This is a genomic window from Streptomyces sp. NBC_01775, from assembly GCF_035917675.1.
Lineage (GTDB): Bacteria > Actinomycetota > Actinomycetes > Streptomycetales > Streptomycetaceae > Streptomyces.
This window is the reverse complement of the sequence record NZ_CP109104.1, coordinates 7,303,356-7,320,008: the sequence shown is the minus strand read 5'-3', so window position 1 is coordinate 7,320,008 and position 16,653 is coordinate 7,303,356. Positions and strand designations below refer to the sequence as shown.

Sequence of the window (16,653 nt, the reverse complement as noted above, 5' to 3'; positions counted from 1 at the left end):
ACCCGCAAGCGAGTCTAGGAGCGCCCAGTGACAATCCCCTCCGACGATCAAGGCATATGCAGGTCAGGTGCGGCATCACCCACCCGAAGCCCCTCCCCCGAAGCCACGCATCGGCAAGGAGTTCACTCAGGCCGTCGGGCTCCCGGTCGCCCTTCCCCGGACGCGTCCCGGCCGCTGGCGTCCCGACCCACGGCGTCCCGGCCCACCGCGTCCCGGCCGACCGTGTCCCGACCCTCCGCGTCCCGGCCGATGGCCGTCCAGCCGATGACGGGCCCGGGGTAGCCGCGCAGGGCTCGCCAGATGTACGACCAGATCCGTGACGGCTTCGCGGTGGAGGAGGCCGACGCGGTCCAGGTCGTCACCCCCGGCGGCGGAGCCGGTGTGAGCCCGTACGCCGCCGACCTGTCCCGCATCGACGGCGTCGTACGGGTCGACTCCGCCGCGGGCTCCTACTCCGGCGGCGAGCGCGCACCGGCGCCGCGGGGCGCCTCGTTCACCGCGAAGGACGGCGGTGGCGGGCGGCTGACCGTCATCCCCTCCTCCGACCGGCTGGAGTCCGATCCCGGCGGCCTGGTCGGCGACGTCCGCGCGGTGAAGGCGCCGTTCGACGTGGAGGCCGGCGGCTACCCGGCCGAACTCACCGACTACCGCGACGGGGTGACCAGCAGACTTCCCCTGATCGCCGCGCTGATCGTGCTGGTGACGTTCGTCGTGCTGTTCGTCATGACCGGCAGCGTGATCGCGCCCCTGAAGGCGTCCGTGCTCAACATGCTCAGCCTGAGCGTGATGTTCGGCGCGCTCGTCTTCGTCTTCCAGGACGGGAATCTGGCAGGGCTGCTCGGATTCACGCCCACGGGGACGATCGAGCCGAGTATCCCGATCCTGATGTTCTGCATCGCCTACGGGCTGTCCATGGACTACGAGGTGTTCCTGCTCTCCCGCATCAAAGAGGAGTACGACCGCACCGGCGACGCGGCCGGCTCCGTCCCGCTCGGTATCGCCCGCAGCGCGCCCCTGGTCACCTCGGCCGCCGCCATCTTGGCGGTGTCCTTCGCGGGCTACGCGACCGGCGGTGTCGTCTTCCTCAAACAGCTCGGGGTCGGCATGGCCCTGGCGGTCCTCGTGGACGCCACCCTCATCAGGGGTGTGCTCGTACCGGCCTTCATGCGCCTGGCGGGCCGCGCCAACTGGTGGGCCCCGGCACCGATGCGCCGTCTCCACCGCCGCATCGGCCTCGCCGAACATCCCCGCACCCCCGCGACGGGACACCGCACCGGCACCGCGCCCGGCCGGGGCCGGCGTCAGGGACACGGCCCAGGACACGGCCAAGGCCACCGCTCAGCCGACCTCCGCCAGGCCGAAGTCCGCACCCGAGATGGCGGCCAGGGCCGTGGCGATGCGGTGCAGCGGGGCCCGCAGGGCCGCCAGTTCGGCGCGCAGTTCGGCGGCGTGCTGCCAGGCGGCCTCGTGGTCCAGCGGGCTGGACCCGTCCGGGCGCTGGGCCTCGTAGGCGGACAGGCGCGGGTGCCAGGTGGACAGGAACGGGCGCAGGGTGCCGTTCAGCAGCTCGTGCGCGAGGGACTGCACCGTAGGAGCCGTCGGCTCGGGCGCGTCGCCGGACGAGCCCGAGCCCTCGCTCCCGGCGCCCCCGCCGGCCCGGCTCTCGGCGAGGCTGATGCTGTACTCGCGCAGCGTGCCGCGCGTGAACGCGAACAGCGCGTGCAGCGACGCCAGCGCCTCGCGCAGGCTGCCCGTGCCGGGGGCCAGTTCCTGGACGCCGATCCGGGTGACCAGCTCGACCTGGATGTCGAAGGCGGCCATCCGCTCGGATTCGCTGGGGGTGTCCCCCGTGGTGCCTGCCATGTGCCGTGCCTTCCTCCGGTCATCGGAGACCCTCAGCGTAGCCGTGCGCCAGTGCCCGTGACCGGATGCTCCATGAAGAGTGCGCAGCATCGCGTGCCGCAGTGCCTCGGTACGGTCGGGGGCGGGGTCGTGGTGCCGCCAGGCGTGGGCGGTCACGGGGTGGACGTGCCAGACCGCGCCGTCGGTGTGTGAGGGCGGCACGAAGTGGTCGGGCTCGGCCGGGCCCTGCGCGGGTTCGTGCGAACGGGCCGGCTCGTGCGAACGGGCCGACAGGATGCTGCGTACGCGCAGTTCCGCCAGTCCCACGGCCGTGCGGCGGCGGGCGACCACTGACGGCACCGGGTCCGCCGCGGCCAACGCCGTCGCCACGTCCTCCTCGGCCAGCGGCAGCGGCGAGAGGGCGACGGCGCAGCGCAGGACGTCCATGGCCTCGTCCCCGGCGCTCAGCGCGTCGCGCAGCAGGGAGGCGGTGAACGGTTCCTGCGTGCCGCCGCCGAGGGCGTCCAGCAGGGAGTCACCCGGCGCGTACAGGCGTGAGACGAGGGCGCGCGCGCTCTGACCCGCGCGCACGGCATCCCCCAGCAGCGCCAGCGCGCCGGGGTGTCCGCCGGCCTCGACGGCGAGTACGGGCGAGCCCGCCAGCTCGGCGGCGTGCTCCGTATCGAGGGGCCGCAGGTCGACCGGGGCCGCGAGCGCACCGTAGGCCCGGCTGCGGGTGGTGAACAGCGTGCGCCCCAGCGGGTGGGGAGCCGCGAAGGCGGCGGCCTGCGCCAGGGTGAGCCCACCCGGGAGCCCGTCGACGACGAAGAGGAAGGGCGCGCCCGCTGCCTCGAAGTGCCTGTACAGGTCGCGGGTGTCCAGCCGCCGCTCCAGCCGCCGCAGTTCCGCCTCGTAGCCGCGCTCGTCCGAGGCGTCCAGCCAGCAGACGCCGCCGGGGAAGGCGGCGCCGAAGCGCTGTGCGTACTCGCGCGCCAGCAGCGACTTGCCGATGCCGCCCAGGCCCCGGATCTGCACCGCGCGCGCCGCCGGGCTGCCGGTCACCAGGGGCGCCGCGTGCGCGTGCAGCGCGCTGTGGACCCGCCACAGTTCCGGCAGCCGTCCCAGGAAGCGGGGCGCGGCCGTGGGGCGGGGGTCGGGCAGCCAGCGCGGCAGCGCGGTGTCCTGGCGGGCCTCGTCCCACCCGGCGAGCCGCATGGGCGCGTGCAGCCGCGCCAAGTGGGCCTGGACGTCCGCGACGAGCGCCCCCGTGGCCCCGGTTCCGCCCGGGGGCGGCCAGGGCCAGTGGCGGGCGTCGCGCAGCTCCACGGGGTGGATGTGGCCGGTGCCCCGCTCAGGGTTGACGACCATGACCCGGGCGCGCGGGTCGCCCTCGCCCAGCCCGGCCAGATAGGCGGCGGTCAGCTCCCACTGGCACGCCTCGCGCTCCGGATACTCGCGCGAATAGAAGGCGAGCAGCGCGTAGGAGCGGGCCAGTTCCGTGCGGATCGTCCGGCTGATGCCGGAAAACCCGGCCACACCCGCTTCGTCCGTGAAGACCTTCAGCCCGGCACCGCGCAGGGCCTCCAGCAACGGCCGTACGCGCTCCGCGTCACCGCGGCTGTAGCTGAAGAAGACGTCCCACACGGCGTCTTACCCTACTGTGGTCGATCGGGGAGGGAGCCATGAGCCGAAGGCAGCAAGGTGGCAGGAAGCCGGCACGGATGCCGGGGCCGACGCAGGTCAGCGCGCGGCTGGCACTTCCGTTCCTCGGAGAGATCTCCGGTGTGTGGGAGCCGGCGGACGCGGAGCGGCGCGCTTCGTGGGAGCTGTATCTGGAGCTGGCCAGCCGCGTCTCCGTGGTCGAACTGGACCGCGAGCAGGGGCTGCTGCGCGAGGCGATCTCCTCGCTCTACTCCCTTTTCGGCACCACCCGTGACATCCTGCGCCGCTACGGCCCCGAGGTCGCGCCACCGCTCCAGCCGGGCCATGTGAGCTTCGGCGTCCTGGCGATGACGACGCTCAACCGCGTGCTGCGCCCCCTGCTGACGCGCTGGCACCCCCGGCTGGCCGCCTACGAGTCCCAGCGCCCCCAGGGCACCGATCCGGTGGCCTACGAGCGGGCCTGGGAGCACGCGGAGCAGCTGCGCTCCGACATCGCGGCCGTGCGCGAGGCGCTGCTGTCGCTGGCGCTCACGCTCCAGCAGGTCGCGGGCGTCGGCGACCTGATCCGCCTGGACGCGCCCTTACCACCGCAGCCTCCCGTACCACCGCAGTCTCCGCCGCCGTCCGAGGACGGCTGAGTTCCGGGCATGCCACTCCCCGCTCCGGCCCTGCCGGCGCTCCGGACCCGCCGACGACCCCGGTCAGCCCGGGTTGATGCCGCCGTGGATGTCGCGGGCCTGGATGACGGGGCCGTTGACCTGGGCGGGGCCGGAGATCGTGTTGTGCACCTCGGAACGCTCGGCGTGCAGCGCCGGAGCGTGCCGCTCCGCCCAGCCACGCAGCAGCGCGGCGAACTCCTCGTCCGCGCGCGCCTGGTCGGCCAGCCGCCCGGTGAGCACCCGCACCTGATCCGCGTCCCCGGGATCGACGGACGTCAGCTCACCGGCAGCGCCCCGCGCCTCGCCCGCCGCGCCGCCCTCGCCCACGGCGCCCCGGCCGGTGACCCGCCGCGCGAGGGAGAGCAGGGACTCCCACGCGGACTGCCCCGCGGCGGTGGCGGCACCCCCTGCGGCGGAAGCGGCAGCGGTCGTCGCGAGAGCGAGTGCGGCTTCAACGTCCATGCGGCATACGGTAGATCTGTGGGCGCGGCTCCCGCCAGGGCGCCCTCGCGGTACCGTCGGCCAGTATGGAAGCAGACTCCCGGCGCCCTCTCCTGCTGCTGGATGTCGACGGCCCGCTCAATCCGTTCGCGGCGCGGCTGCCGCTGAGCCCGCGCGGCTATCGCACCCACCGGCTGCTGCCGCCCAGCTACGTAGCACGGCGGGAGGCCGCCGGAAAGGACACCAAGCCTCTCAGGGTCCGGCTGAACGCCGCACACGGAGCGATTCTGCGGGGCCTGGACTACGAGTTGGTGTGGGCCACGGCGTGGGCTGCCGAGGCCAACGAGTTCATCGGGCCGGTGCTGGGGCTGCCGCGGCTGCCCGTGATCGAGTGGCCGAAAGAGTTCATCCCGGAGCTGGACGGGCTGCTGTGGAAGACCCGGCACGTGGTCGAGTGGGCGTCCGGCCGCCCGTTCGCCTGGGTGGACGACGCGCTCACGCCGAGGGAGCGCAGATTCGTCACCGCGCACCACCCGGGCCCCGCGCTGCTCCACCACGTGGACGCCCGGCGCGGCCTGCGCGCCGCGGACTTCGCGGCGCTCGCCCGCTGGGCCGCGGAGCGGGAGCGCGGGGCCTGAAGGTGTGGGGCGGGCAGGGGGTTCCGTCGGAGCGGTTCAGTTGCCCAGATCCGTGGTGCCGGGAGCCGGGGGCTCGAAGGAGTCGAAGCCGGCGGCCTCGACGAAGTCCGGGCGCGGGTCGAGCGCGGCGGCGAGCTTGAAGTGCCCCCGGGCCTCGTCCCCGCGGGAGCAGCGCTGAAGCGTGCGCGCCAGCGCGAAGTGCGCGAACGCGTTGTCCGGCTCGCGCTCCAGCACCCATTGGAACTCCTGCTCGGCGGACTGGAGCCGGGCCTCGAGAAAGTAGGCGCGGGCACGCAGCAGCCGGGCCGCCGTGTGCTGGGGGTGCGCCTCGATCACCCCGTCGAGGAGGTTGACCGCACCGCGCGCGTCGCGCGCCTCGAGCAGCTGCTCAGCCGCGCGGAACTGGATGATGTTCGTCTCGGGGCTGGTCACGGGCACCGCCCTTCTCTTCGGGTCGTCGCAGTGCACAACAGCACACCGAGTCGCAGCATTCCCGACGGCTCCCCCTCTGAAGCCCGGAAAGCCGCCCTCAGCCGCTCAGCCGCTTCCACGCCTCGCGCACCTGCGGCTCCAGCTCTTCCAGCGGGCCGTCGTTGTCGATCACGACATCGGCGACGGCCAGCCGCTCCTCGCGGGTGGCCTGAGCGGCCATCCGGGCGCGCGCCTCGCCTTCGTCCATCCCGCGCAGCCGCACCAGCCGATCGAGCCGGGTCTGCGGGGAGGCGTCGACGACGATCACCTCGTCGTAGAGCGGCGCGAGCCCGTTCTCCACGAGCAGCGGCACATCGTGCACCACCACGCCAGCCTCGCCCGCCGCGCGCTCCAGCTCCGCCGAGCGCTGCCCCACCAGCGGGTGGACGATCGCGTTCAGCGCGGCGAGGCGCTCCGTGTCGGAGAAGACGAGCGAGCCCAGCCGGGGCCGGTCGAGTGTGCCGTCGGGCGCCAGCATGTCCTCCCCGAACTCCGCGACGATCGCCGCGAGCCCGGGCGTCCCGGGCGCCACGACCTCCCGGGAGATCACGTCCGCGTCGATGACGACCGCGCCGTACTCCCCCAGCAGCCGCGAGACCTCGCTCTTGCCGGCGCCGATCCCGCCTGTCAGACCCACCTTGACCATAAGGGCCACGCTATACGCCGCGCGCCCGCGTCGGGCTTCCGCTCCCGTCAGCTCCCGCGCTGCCCGCCGGGGCCACCCTCGCCCTCCCGGTCGGCGAGGAACTGCTCGAAGACGGCGCCCAGTTCGTCGGCGGACGGCAGCTCGGTGGGCTCCGCGACCAGGTTGCCGCGCGTCTCGGCGCCGGCGACCGCGTCGTACTGCTGCTCCAGGCCGCGTACGACCGACACCAGGTCCTCGTCGCCCTCGGCGAGCTGCCGCTCGATCTCGTTCTGCGTCCGCAGCGCCTCGGTGCGCAGCGCGTGCGCGACGTCGGGCAGGACGAGGCCGGTCGCAGAGGTGATCGCCTCGGTGACGATCAGCGCGGCGTCCGGATATGTGGACCGCGCGATGTAGTGGGGCACGTGCGCGGCGACGCCGAGCACGTCGTGCCCGCCCTCGGAAAGCCGCAGCTCGGTCAGCCCCGACGCGCTGCCGGGCACCTGCGCCTCCTCGAAGACGGACCGCTGCCCCGGCACCAGCTCCGTGCGGTTGCCGTGCGGCGTCAGGCCGACCGGACGGGTGTGCGGGACGCCCATCGGGATCCCGTGGAAGGTGACGGAGAGCCGGGCCTGCACGCGCTCGACGATCTCCAGGACGGCGGCCGAGAACCGCTCCCACTCGTTGTCCGGCTCCGGGCCCGCGAGCAGGAGGAACGGCGCGTCCGTGGCGTCCCGCATCAGGCGCAGCTCAAGGCGTGGCCTCTCGTAGGAGACCCACTGGTCACGGCGGAACGTCATCATCGGGCGGCGCGCGCGGTAGTCGATGAGCCGGTCGACGTCGAAGCGCGCGACCGTGACGGAGGGCTGACTCTCCAGCAGCCGCTCCACGATCTGCTCTCCGGTGTCGCCGGCGTCCATGAAGCCTTCGAAGTGGTAAAGCATCACCAGCCCGGCACTGTCCGGCTCGTCGACGATCGCGTCGACGGCCTCCAGCCCGGTCTGGTCCCACGCGTACAAACCCTGCGGATCCACTGATTCACGCTCCTCTGGCATACATACGCTCAACGCCCGCCGCCCGCCCGTCATTCCCGCCTCTGCCGTGCGCCGTACGCGACGACATGGCGCCCCCGATGTGACCACCCGGGATGGCGGTGCGCCGCCGCTGCGGCGCGGAATCAGGGCTGCCGTTCGGATCGGGCCGGATCAGGTAGCGGTGCCGGACACCGCGAGCCCGGCAAGATCCGGACGAGAGGCCCAAGGGGTCGCGAAAATGGGCGAGGCCCGCACTCCCTGGGGAGTGCGGGCCTCGTCGCGGGCTTGAGCCCGGGGTCAGGAGTTAGCTCTGACCACCGGCAAGCTTCTCGCGGAGGGCGGCGAGTGCCTCGTCGGAGGCCAGCGCGCCGCTGTCCTCCTCCGAACCCTCGGACGAGTAGGAGCCGCCGCCACCACCCTGGCCGCCGCCACCGCCGCCCTGCGGCGCCGGAGCGCTGGTGGAGGTCGCACCCTCCGCCGCAGCCTGCTCGTCGGCCTCGCGGGACTTGATGACCTGGGCCTGGTGCTGCTCGAAGCGGGACTGCGCCTCGGCGTACTGGTTCTCCCACGCCTCGCGCTGGGTCTCGAAGCCCTCGAGCCAGTCGTTGGTCTCGGGGTCGAAGCCCTCGGGGTAGATGTAGTTGCCCTGGTCGTCGTAGGACGCCGCCATGCCGTAGAGCGTGGGGTCGAACTCGACGGCCGACGGGTCGGCGCCGAACGACTCGTTCGCCTGCTTCAGCGAGAGGCTGATGCGGCGACGCTCCAGGTCGATGTCGATGACCTTGACGAAGATCTCGTCGTTGACCTGGACGACCTGCTCCGGGATCTCCACGTGGCGCTCGGCCAGCTCGGAGATGTGGACCAGACCCTCGATGCCCTCGTCGACGCGGACGAACGCACCGAACGGCACCAGCTTGGTGACCTTGCCGGGGACGACCTGGCCGATCTGGTGGGTCCGGGCGAACTGCTGCCACGGGTCTTCCTGGGTCGCCTTGAGCGACAGGGAGACGCGCTCGCGGTCCATGTCGACGTCCAGGACCTCGACCGTGACCTCCTGGCCGACCTCGACAACCTCGGAGGGGTGGTCGATGTGCTTCCAGGACAGCTCGGAGACGTGCACCAGTCCGTCGACGCCACCCAGGTCCACGAAGGCACCGAAGTTGACGATGGAGGAGACGACGCCGGAGCGCACCTGGCCCTTCTGGAGGGTGGTGAGGAAGGTCTGGCGGACCTCGCTCTGCGTCTGCTCCAGCCAGGCACGGCGGGACAGGACCACGTTGTTGCGGTTCTTGTCCAGCTCGATGATCTTGGCTTCGAGCTCCTTGCCGACGTACGGCTGAAGGTCGCGGACGCGGCGCATCTCGACGAGAGAGGCCGGCAGGAAGCCGCGGAGGCCGATGTCGAGGATGAGACCACCCTTGACGACCTCGATGACGGTACCGGTGACGATGCCGTCCTCTTCCTTGATCTTCTCGATGGTGCCCCAGGCACGCTCGTACTGAGCGCGCTTCTTCGAGAGGATCAGGCGGCCTTCCTTGTCCTCCTTCTGGAGAACCAGGGCCTCGATCTCGTCGCCGACGGCCACGACCTCGTTCGGGTCGACGTCATGCTTGATCGACAGCTCTCGGGAAGGGATGACACCTTCGGTCTTATAACCGATATCGAGCAGGACCTCGTCCCGGTCGACCTTCACGATGACGCCGTCGACGATGTCGCCGTCGTTGAAGTACTTGATCGTCTCGTCGATCGCGGCGAGGAATTCTTCCTCGGAACCGATGTCGTTTACCGCAACCTGCGGAGTGGTGGCGGAGGTCTCGGTGCTGCTCGTCATGTGGTTAACGGTCTCCGGTACGGACATTGAGTCGTAGGTACTGCTACGCCGAGAGCCCTTGATTCGCACCACATGCAAGTCAGCCGGACAGCCTTGAGAGACAGGAAACCCGAGGGGACATACAACCGATGCGAGCGCGGCCTGCTCCGTCTGAGGCGCACAGGCCCGCAGCGCAACTTGTAGCATACGGGGGCCGCTGGGCATGGTCAATGCGCGAAAGAGCACACCTGGGATGGAACGGCCCATACCCGGCACAACTCGCCGCTTCGCATGGTCAGATGGCCTTCGCCCGGCGCGCTCCGGAGATCATCTTCGGTGTCCTGCCGGGTCCGGCAGCGGACATCAACGAGAGTACGGCGACAGACGCTATGGAACAAAAGCACGATGTGGGCGGGGGCGTCCAGCCCGTCGCACACCACGGCGCGGCGTCCGGCCATGGCGGGGCAGACGGGCACGGCACGGACGGCCAGGGAGGCGGCGGAGTGGACGAGCAGGCGGTGGCCATGCGGCGGCCCGCCGGGGGCGGCGAGAGCAGCCACGCGAACCGCGGCTGGTGGGACCGCAACGCCGACGAGTACCAGAACGATCACGGCGATTTCCTGGGTGATGCCCGTTTCGTCTGGGGGCCGGAGGGCCTGGACGAGGCCGAGGCCGGGCTGCTCGGGCCCACTGCCGGGCTGCGTGGCCTCGACGTCCTGGAGGTGGGCGCCGGCGCGGCCCAGTGCTCGCGCTGGCTGGCCGCCCAGGGCGCGCGGCCCGTCGCGCTCGACCTCTCCCACCGCCAGCTCCAGCACGCCCTGCGGATCGGCGACGGATCCGGCGGTGACCTGGGGTTTCCGCTGATCGAGGCGGACGCGCGGGCGCTGCCCTTCGCCGACTCCTCCTTCGATCTGGCCTGCTCGGCTTACGGCGCGATCCCGTTCGTCGCCGACCCCGAGCGGGTCTTCACCGAGGTCCGGCGGGTGCTGCGGCCCGGTGGGCGCTGGGTCTTCTCCCTCACCCACCCCCTGCGCTGGTCCTTCGACGACGAGCCCGGTCCCGAGGGGCTCACCGCGCTGGGCTCCTACTTCGACCGGATGCCGTACGTCGAGCAGGACGAGCAGGGGCGCACGGTGTATGTGGAGCACCACCGGACCCTGGGCGACCGGGTGCGGGAGCTGGTGGGCGCCGGCTTCCGGCTGGACGATCTCGTCGAACCAGAATGGCCGGAATGGAACCAGCAGGTCTGGGGCGGCTGGTCCCCGCTGCGGGGCCGACTCATCCCCGGGACCGCGATCTTCGTCTGCACCCGGCCGGAGTGACCGCGTCGGTGCCGAGAACGGACGATCAGTGCTGAGAACGGACGAGCTGGCGCGGCTGCCCATCGGGGAGGCGCTGCCACGGGTGCGCGAGGCGCTGCGGGGCAGTGGGGCAGCCGTGGTGCACGCCCCTCCCGGTACCGGCAAGACCACCTTGATCCCGCTCGCCCTGGCGGGCCTGCTCGACGACGGCGCCGCCGCGCGCACCGTTCTGGTCGCCGAGCCGCGCCGGATGGCGGCCCGCTCGGCGGCGCGCCGGATGGCCTGGCTGCTGGGTGAACAGCCCGGGGACAGCGTCGGCTTCACCGTGCGCGGTGAGCGCCGTGCGGGACCGCGGACCCGGGTGGAGGTCGTCACCACCGGGGTACTGCTGCAACGCCTCCAGCGCGACCAGGAGTTGCCCGGCGTGGACGTGGTCCTCATGGACGAGTGCCACGAGCGCCATCTGGACGCCGATACGGCGCTCGCCTTCCTGCTGGACGTACGCGCCACGCTCCGCCCCGACCTGCGGCTGATCGCCGCTTCCGCCACGCAGGACAGCGAGGCGTGGGCGCGGCTGCTGTCGGCACCGGTCGTCCACGGCAGCGGGACGAGCCACCCGGTGGACGTGCGGCATGCCCCGCCGCCGTCCGGGGTGCGGCCCGCGCACGGGACCTGGGTGGACCCGGCGCTGTTGCGCCATGTCGCCGCGACGGTGCGTGAGGCGCTGGAGACGGTGCCGGAGGGCGACGTGCTGTGCTTCCTGCCCGGTGTCGGCGAGATCAACAGGGTCGGCGCGCTGCTGACGGACGTGGCGGCTCTGGGTGCGGAGGTATTGCAGCTGCACGGACGCGCCCCGGCCGCGGTGCAGGACACGGTGCTGCGGGGCGGGGGCGGGAACGGGAACGGGGACGGGAATCCTCGCAGGCGGCGGGTGATCCTCTCGACCGCCGTCGCCGAGTCGAGCCTGACGGTGCCCGGTGTGCGGGTCGTGGTCGACTCGGGGCTCGCGCGGGAGCCGCGGATGGACCACGCGCGGGGTCTGGGCTCGCTGGCGACGGTACGGGTCTCCCGTGCGGGCGCCGACCAGCGGGCGGGCCGGGCCGGGCGCGAGGCGCCGGGGGTCACCTTCCGGTGCTGGCCCCAGGGCGAGGACACGGGGCGGCCCAAGGAGCCCTCCCCCGAGATCGCTGTCGCCGATCTGACGGCCTTCGCGCTTCAGGCCGCCTGCTGGGGCGACCCGGGGGCCGCGAGCCTGGCTCTGCTGGACGCGCCGCCGCAGGGCGCGATGGCGGCGGCCCACGCCACGCTGCGCGCCGTCGGTGCGCTGGACGGCGCGGGGCGGGTGACAGCACGGGGCGCCCGGATGGCACGTCTCGGACTGCACCCCCGGCTGGCCCGTGCGCTGCTGGACGGGGCGGCGGCCGTGGGTCCCCAACTGGCGGCGGAAACCGTGGCGTTGCTGAGCGAGGAGCCGCCGCGCGAGTACGGCGACGACGCGGCCGAGGCACTGCGGCGGGCCCGCGCGCGGCGCGGTGGCGACCCGTACGGGGCGCGCTGGGTGGCGGAGGTACGGCGGCTGCGGGCGCTGCTGGGCGCGGAGGGCGGCCGGCAGGAGGGCGGCCCGGGGGAAGGAGCCGGCCGTGGGCGGTTCCTCAGCGACGACGAGGCCGTGGGCATGGTCGTCGCGCTGGCCCAGCCCGAGCGTATCGGGCGGGCGCGGAGCGGGACCTCGTATCTGATGGTCGCCGGGACCCGGGCCGAGCTGGGCCGGGACAGCGCACTGCGGGGCACGCCCTGGCTGGCCGTCGCCGTCGCCGACCGGCCGGCGGGCGCCGCCTCGGCCCGGGTGCGGCTCGCGGTCGCCGTCGACGAACGGACGGCGCTGGAGGCGGCGGGCGCGCTGCACGAGCTCCGCGAGGAGGTGCGATGGGACGCCGCACGCGGGGACGAGGGGGATGTCGTGGCGCAGGAGGTGGAGTCGCTCGGCGCCGTGCGGCTTGCCGTGCGCGCGCTGCCCCGCCCCGCGCCGGAACGGCTGTGGGCCGCCGCGCTGGAGGGACTGCGCCAGTCCGGCCTCGGACTGCTGCGCTGGACGGAGAGCGCCGTATCGCTGCGGCGCCGGCTGGGATTCCTCCACCATGAGCTGGGCGAGCCCTGGCCCGACGTCTCCGACGAGGCGCTGCTGGAGCGGGCCGAGGAGTGGCTGGGCACGGTGCGGTCCCGCGCCGGCCTCGCCCGGATCGACGCCGCCGCGATGCTGTCGGGGCTGCTGCCCTGGGCGTCCGGTGAGGCGGCGCGGCTGGAGGAGCTGGCGCCGGAGCGGATCGAGGTCCCCTCGGGGTCCCGCGTCCGGGTCGACTATGAGCAGCACCCTCCGGTGCTGGCCGTGAAGGTCCAGGAGATGTTCGGCGCGCGCGAGACACCACGGCTCGCGGGCGGGCGGGTGGCGGTGCGCGTGCATCTCCTCTCCCCGGCCGGGCGCCCGGCGGCGGTCACCTCCGACCTCGCCTCCTTCTGGGAGAACGGGTATCCGTCGGTGCGCGCGGGTCTGCGCGGGCGCTACCCGAAGCATCCGTGGCCGGAGGACCCGGCCTCGGCGGAGGCGACGCGGCATACGAAGGCGAAGCAGGCGGCGCGGGAGCGGGGGGCTTCAGGAAGCTGAGGACCCCCGCTCCCTCCCCCGGCTCTGTCACACCTGAAGCCGGTGTCTGCCGGGCGGACCGGCCGGGCGGCCGTCCCCGGCAATCCCGCCGTCCCCGCCGTCCCCGTCGTCCCCGTCCGCGCCCGGGGCCGCACCGGAGGCGGCGCGGCCTCGGCCCCTGGCCTCCAGCGTGAGGGAGAGAGCCAGCAAAGCGCCGCCGAGGACGAGGAAGCCCCAGGGCAGATACGTCGTCATCGCCAGGACGAGCCGGCGCTGGGAGGAGACCAGGTCGACCGTCGCGTCCTGGTAGTCGGGGCGCATCTTGACGTGCCCGGCGAAGGCGGTCAGCGGCTTCTTGCCGGGCTTGCCCGTCCAGCGCATCTGCTCCTTGTGGATCTCCTGGCCGTCGACGGGTGCGCCGGTGGTCGGCTCGACCCAGAACATCCGCTTGGTGGTGTACCAGCGCTCCATTCCGGCCTGCTTGACGACCTCGGGGGTCGCGCCCATGGGCAGCTTCTTGGGGACCTTCACCTTGGTCCAGGGGATGTCCTGCTCGAAGTAGTAGACCTCCAGGCCGCGGACGGTGCGGGTGCCCTTGTAGTGGATGGGGGCCGAGGTGCGGGTCTGGAAGTCGAAGTACTCGTAGTCGCGCTTCTCGGTGAGGAAGGGCCACTTGTACTCGATGCCCTCGCGGCGCACCCGGTCGCCGTCGACATGTTCGCCGGAGGCGTGCACGGGCTCCTGGGAGTGGGCGTCGAAGATGTAGCGCTCGGGGATCTGGGAGACCATCTTGCCCTTGGGATCGGCCACGTAGCTGAGCGAGTCCCAGACGACCACGTCGCGCCCTGTGCGGTCCTTGACCTTCTCGGCCTCTTTCACGTTGCCCTTGAGGGTCTGCACGATGCTGACCTTGTCGACCTTCTTGGACTTCATCGTGGCGTAGTCGAGGAGGGTGGCGTTCTTCGCCTCCAGGACCATGTCCTGATATTGGCTGGGCGGGATCTTCGCCAGGCGCGGGAAGGCGTACCAGCGGATCAGGGGCGAGAGCGCCGCGAAGAACACCGCCAGCGCCAGGAGGACGAGGCTCGCTTTCCTGCGCATGCTGCCTCCTGCTTATGGGTGCTGGGGAACGGTGGTGTGCAGCGGCTTCTTCGAGGTCTCGCCCGGCGGTGCGCCGACGGCGGTGATCGTGAGGACGAGCGCGAGGGCCGCGGCCAGGCCGATGACGGCCGCGATGAGGGCTCGCATACGGGGCCTCCCGGGGGTGGGCACGCGAGCCCTCCCGGGGGCAGGGACACGCGAACTGATGCTCCGTCAGTTGCCGGGGCACGGTAGCAAGCGCCGCGCTTGATGGGAACGCCTTGGGACGCGTCAGCGTGATGGGTGCCCGCGCCCCGTGTCGGGCCGGCGCGAGGGTGACCGCGCGATTGGGGGTGGCCCCTTACTGGGAGCCCGGCTCGGCGCGTGGCCCTGCGGCCGGGCATGAGCCGTCTCGGCTGGGCGCCGTTGCGGCTGGGGCTGGGGCTTGGACTGGGGCTGGGGCTGGGGCTGGGGCTGGGGCTGGGGCTGGGGCTGGGGCTGGGGCTGGGAGAGGGTGCGCACGCACACGCCGTCGCCCCCGGTACGGAGCACCGGGGGCGACACGAGAAGGGAGGGGTCAGCCCTTGATGGTGAGTTTTACCTCCAGCTTGGCGCCGCCTGTGGCGGTGAGGGTGAGGGTATAGGTGCCGGGGGTCGCGTCAGCGTAGAGCGGGGGGAGCTTCAGGATGCCGTTGGCATCGGTCTTGAGGCCCTGAAGGGTACGCAGAGGCTTTCCGTCGGCGTCCTTGAAGAAGGGGCCCTTCGACATGTCGGCCAAGGCCGCGGTCACCGCGACGCCCGCCGCCGCCTTGCCGCCTCGCGTGGCCTTGACCTCGACCGCGTTCGCGAAGGTCCCGTTCTTCTCGGCCTCCAGCGCCGCGTCGCCCGTGCGGGCCAGCGCCTCCGCCCTCGGTGCGGTCACCGAGGCGGCGAAGTCGACGGTGCCCAGACCCTTGCCCGGGGCCGAGGCGCGCACCGTGAAGGAGCCGGTCTCGCCGCCCGCGCTCAGCGCGGGGGCCGTGGCGACGCCGGCGGAGTTCGTGGCGACGGCCACGCTCTTGATGCCGCCCGCGAAGCTCGCTCCGGTCTCACCACGGATCTCGAAGCGGACGTGGACACCCTTGACGCCCTTGCCGCTGGACGTCGCGGCCTTGACCTGGGGCCGCTTGGCGAAGCTCTCGCCCGCCGCCGCGGTGAGGTCCTTGGCGCCGACGCGCTTGAGGGAGGAGGGGGCCGTCGGCTTGGGGCTCGGACTCGGGCTGTGGCTGCCGCCGCCTTGGCCACCCCCGCCGCCGGAGCCGCCGTTGGAGCCGCCCTTGCCGGGCTTGCTGTGACCGGACCCGCCCTTGCTTCCCCCGCCCTTGCCGCCCTTGCCGCCGCTACCGCTTCCGCCGCGTTCGGCGGAGCCCTGCGAGGACCTGTCACCCGAGCCGCCCGCTCCGGGCGAGGTCGGCAAAGCGCCCTCGCCGTCGGGCACCGAGTGGGTGCCCTTGCGGTAGTAGTCGAACCAGGAGAGGACCGTACGCAGGTAGTCGTTCGAGTGGTTGTAGCTGAGGATCGCCCGGTCCAGGTCGGCCTTGACCGCCAGGTCACGGCCGTCCGCGCACAGGTATTCGCCCGCTGCCAGTGCTGCGTCGTAGACGTTGTTGGGGTCCTTGCGGCCGTCGCCGTTGCCGTCGGCGCCCCACCGGCTCCAGGTGGAGGGTATGAACTGCATGGGCCCGACGGCGCGGTCGTACTCGGCGTCGTCGTCCCACTTGCCGCCGTCGGTGTCCTTGATGCTGGCGAAGCCCTGGCCGTTGAGCACCGGGCCCAGGATGGGCCGCAGCGTCGTACCTTTCTCGTCGACGGCGCCGCCGCGCGCCTGGCCGGACTCGACCTTGCCTATGGCGGCAAGGACCTCCCAGCGCAGCCCGCAGCCGGTCGAGGACGAGGCGAGCGACTTGGCGGCCTTCTTGTAGGCGTCCAACACCGAGGCCGGTATGCCCGATTCGTCGCCTGCGCTGCCGGGGGCGTCGCCGCCGGGCGGGTTGGGGGTCTCCAGCGGCGGCAGCTCGGTGTGGTACGAGTCGTCGCCGGTAGAGCCGTCCTGGGCCGTGTCCGAGTGGCCCTTTTTCCCGTCCTGTTTTCCGCCCGGCTCCACGCCGGGTGCCTGGGACGCGGTCAGCGCCGCCATGACGATGGCGGCCACCGCCGTTCCGCCCAGTCCGCGGCGGAGCCTCTTGCCGCCGAACGCCCTGCGCCGCCTGTTCGTGGCGCCCTGTCTCATTGCTGCGTGCCTGCCCCGGTACCGCACCATAAGTGAGTCCCGTCCTCTCCCCTGGGGACGCAATCAACGTGACCTTACGGCAACTACACGTCCCAAGTCAGCGGGCACCGGCCACTTGCGACGCTTCTGACCCGCTTTTCGGGCCGGTTTCCCCAGCATTTGCCCAGGTGTCACCCCAACTCC

General features: G+C 72.7%; 15 protein-coding genes and 1 pseudogene. 6 read left to right on the top strand and 10 right to left on the bottom strand.

Annotated features, from left to right (window positions below):
• Positions 1–122: 122 nt before the first annotated feature.
• A complete protein-coding gene (locus tag OHB04_RS32525; protein ID WP_326808860.1) occupies positions 123–413 on the bottom strand; it encodes a hypothetical protein in 291 nt (96 codons plus the stop codon).
• Between OHB04_RS32525 and OHB04_RS32520 the strand changes: the two are divergent.
• Positions 301–1,164 (top strand): annotated as a pseudogene (locus OHB04_RS32520) (MMPL family transporter); the annotation flags it as partial. The gene OHB04_RS32525 and the pseudogene OHB04_RS32520 overlap by 113 nt on opposite strands.
• 174 nt (positions 1,165–1,338) lie before the next feature.
• Here the strand turns inward: OHB04_RS32520 and OHB04_RS32515 are convergent.
• A complete protein-coding gene (locus OHB04_RS32515) occupies positions 1,339–3,486 on the bottom strand; it encodes a tetratricopeptide repeat protein (RefSeq protein WP_326808859.1) in 2,148 nt (715 codons plus the stop codon).
• A 38-nt stretch (positions 3,487–3,524) separates the two neighbouring features.
• On the opposite strand from OHB04_RS32515, the gene OHB04_RS32510 reads away from it, so the two are divergent.
• Entirely contained in the window at positions 3,525–4,142 is a 618-nt protein-coding gene (locus OHB04_RS32510) for a hypothetical protein (RefSeq protein WP_326691217.1), read from the top strand.
• A 63-nt stretch (positions 4,143–4,205) separates the two neighbouring features.
• Here the strand turns inward: OHB04_RS32510 and OHB04_RS32505 are convergent, their stop codons facing one another.
• The gene (locus OHB04_RS32505) at positions 4,206–4,625 is read right to left on the bottom strand and encodes a hypothetical protein (RefSeq protein WP_326691216.1); all 420 of its coding nucleotides are present in this window, start codon (positions 4,623–4,625) and stop codon (positions 4,206–4,208) included.
• A 65-nt stretch (positions 4,626–4,690) separates the two neighbouring features.
• Here OHB04_RS32505 and OHB04_RS32500 point away from each other — a divergent pair, with 65 nt between their 5' ends.
• Entirely contained in the window at positions 4,691–5,242 is a 552-nt protein-coding gene (locus OHB04_RS32500) for a hypothetical protein (protein WP_326691215.1), read from the top strand.
• Between the two features lie 36 nt (positions 5,243–5,278).
• Here the strand turns inward: OHB04_RS32500 and OHB04_RS32495 are convergent, their stop codons facing one another.
• The 4 genes from OHB04_RS32495 to rpsA form a co-directional block, all read right to left on the bottom strand.
• Positions 5,279–5,680 (bottom strand): tetratricopeptide repeat protein, encoded by a 402-nt coding sequence (locus OHB04_RS32495; RefSeq protein WP_326691214.1) that lies wholly within the window; start codon positions 5,678–5,680, stop codon positions 5,279–5,281.
• 91 nt (positions 5,681–5,771) lie between these two features.
• Complete coding sequence (coaE, locus tag OHB04_RS32490; RefSeq protein ID WP_326691213.1) at positions 5,772–6,359, bottom strand: dephospho-CoA kinase; 588 nt, start codon at positions 6,357–6,359, stop codon at positions 5,772–5,774.
• Positions 6,360–6,406: 47 nt separating this feature from the next.
• A complete protein-coding gene (locus tag OHB04_RS32485) occupies positions 6,407–7,369 on the bottom strand; it encodes a proteasome assembly chaperone family protein (RefSeq protein ID WP_442815001.1) in 963 nt (320 codons plus the stop codon).
• A gap of 304 nt (positions 7,370–7,673) precedes the next feature.
• The gene (gene rpsA, locus OHB04_RS32480) at positions 7,674–9,200 is read right to left on the bottom strand and encodes a 30S ribosomal protein S1 (protein WP_326691211.1); all 1,527 of its coding nucleotides are present in this window, start codon (positions 9,198–9,200) and stop codon (positions 7,674–7,676) included.
• 503 nt (positions 9,201–9,703) lie between these two features.
• Here rpsA and OHB04_RS32475 point away from each other — a divergent pair.
• Positions 9,704–10,501 carry a class I SAM-dependent methyltransferase gene (locus tag OHB04_RS32475; protein ID WP_326693020.1) on the top strand — a complete coding sequence of 266 codons (798 nt, stop codon included), beginning with the start codon at positions 9,704–9,706 and terminating at the stop codon, positions 10,499–10,501.
• 28 nt (positions 10,502–10,529) lie between these two features.
• Entirely contained in the window at positions 10,530–13,142 is a 2,613-nt protein-coding gene (gene hrpB, locus OHB04_RS32470; protein ID WP_326808857.1) for an ATP-dependent helicase HrpB, read from the top strand.
• Positions 13,143–13,169: 27 nt separating this feature from the next.
• Here hrpB and OHB04_RS32465 read toward each other — a convergent pair whose 3' ends face one another.
• Both OHB04_RS32465 and OHB04_RS32460 read right to left on the bottom strand, forming a co-directional pair.
• Positions 13,170–14,222, bottom strand: coding sequence for a DUF3068 domain-containing protein (locus OHB04_RS32465; RefSeq protein WP_326808856.1), 1,053 nt, complete (start codon positions 14,220–14,222; stop codon positions 13,170–13,172).
• A gap of 12 nt (positions 14,223–14,234) precedes the next feature.
• Positions 14,235–14,369, bottom strand: a complete 135-nt coding sequence (locus OHB04_RS32460) for an SPW_0924 family protein (protein WP_326691209.1) — start codon at positions 14,367–14,369, stop codon at positions 14,235–14,237.
• Between the two features lie 216 nt (positions 14,370–14,585).
• Here OHB04_RS32460 and OHB04_RS32455 point away from each other — a divergent pair, with 216 nt between their 5' ends.
• On the top strand, positions 14,586–14,789 hold the full coding sequence (locus tag OHB04_RS32455; RefSeq protein WP_326808855.1) for a hypothetical protein: 204 nt from the start codon (positions 14,586–14,588) through the stop codon (positions 14,787–14,789).
• On the opposite strand, the gene OHB04_RS32450 is transcribed toward OHB04_RS32455, so the two are convergent.
• Positions 14,779–16,470, bottom strand: coding sequence for a lytic transglycosylase domain-containing protein (locus tag OHB04_RS32450; protein ID WP_326808854.1), 1,692 nt, complete (start codon positions 16,468–16,470; stop codon positions 14,779–14,781). The two genes, OHB04_RS32455 and OHB04_RS32450, sit on opposite strands and share 11 nt — an antisense overlap.
• Between the last annotated feature and the right edge of the window lie 183 nt (positions 16,471–16,653).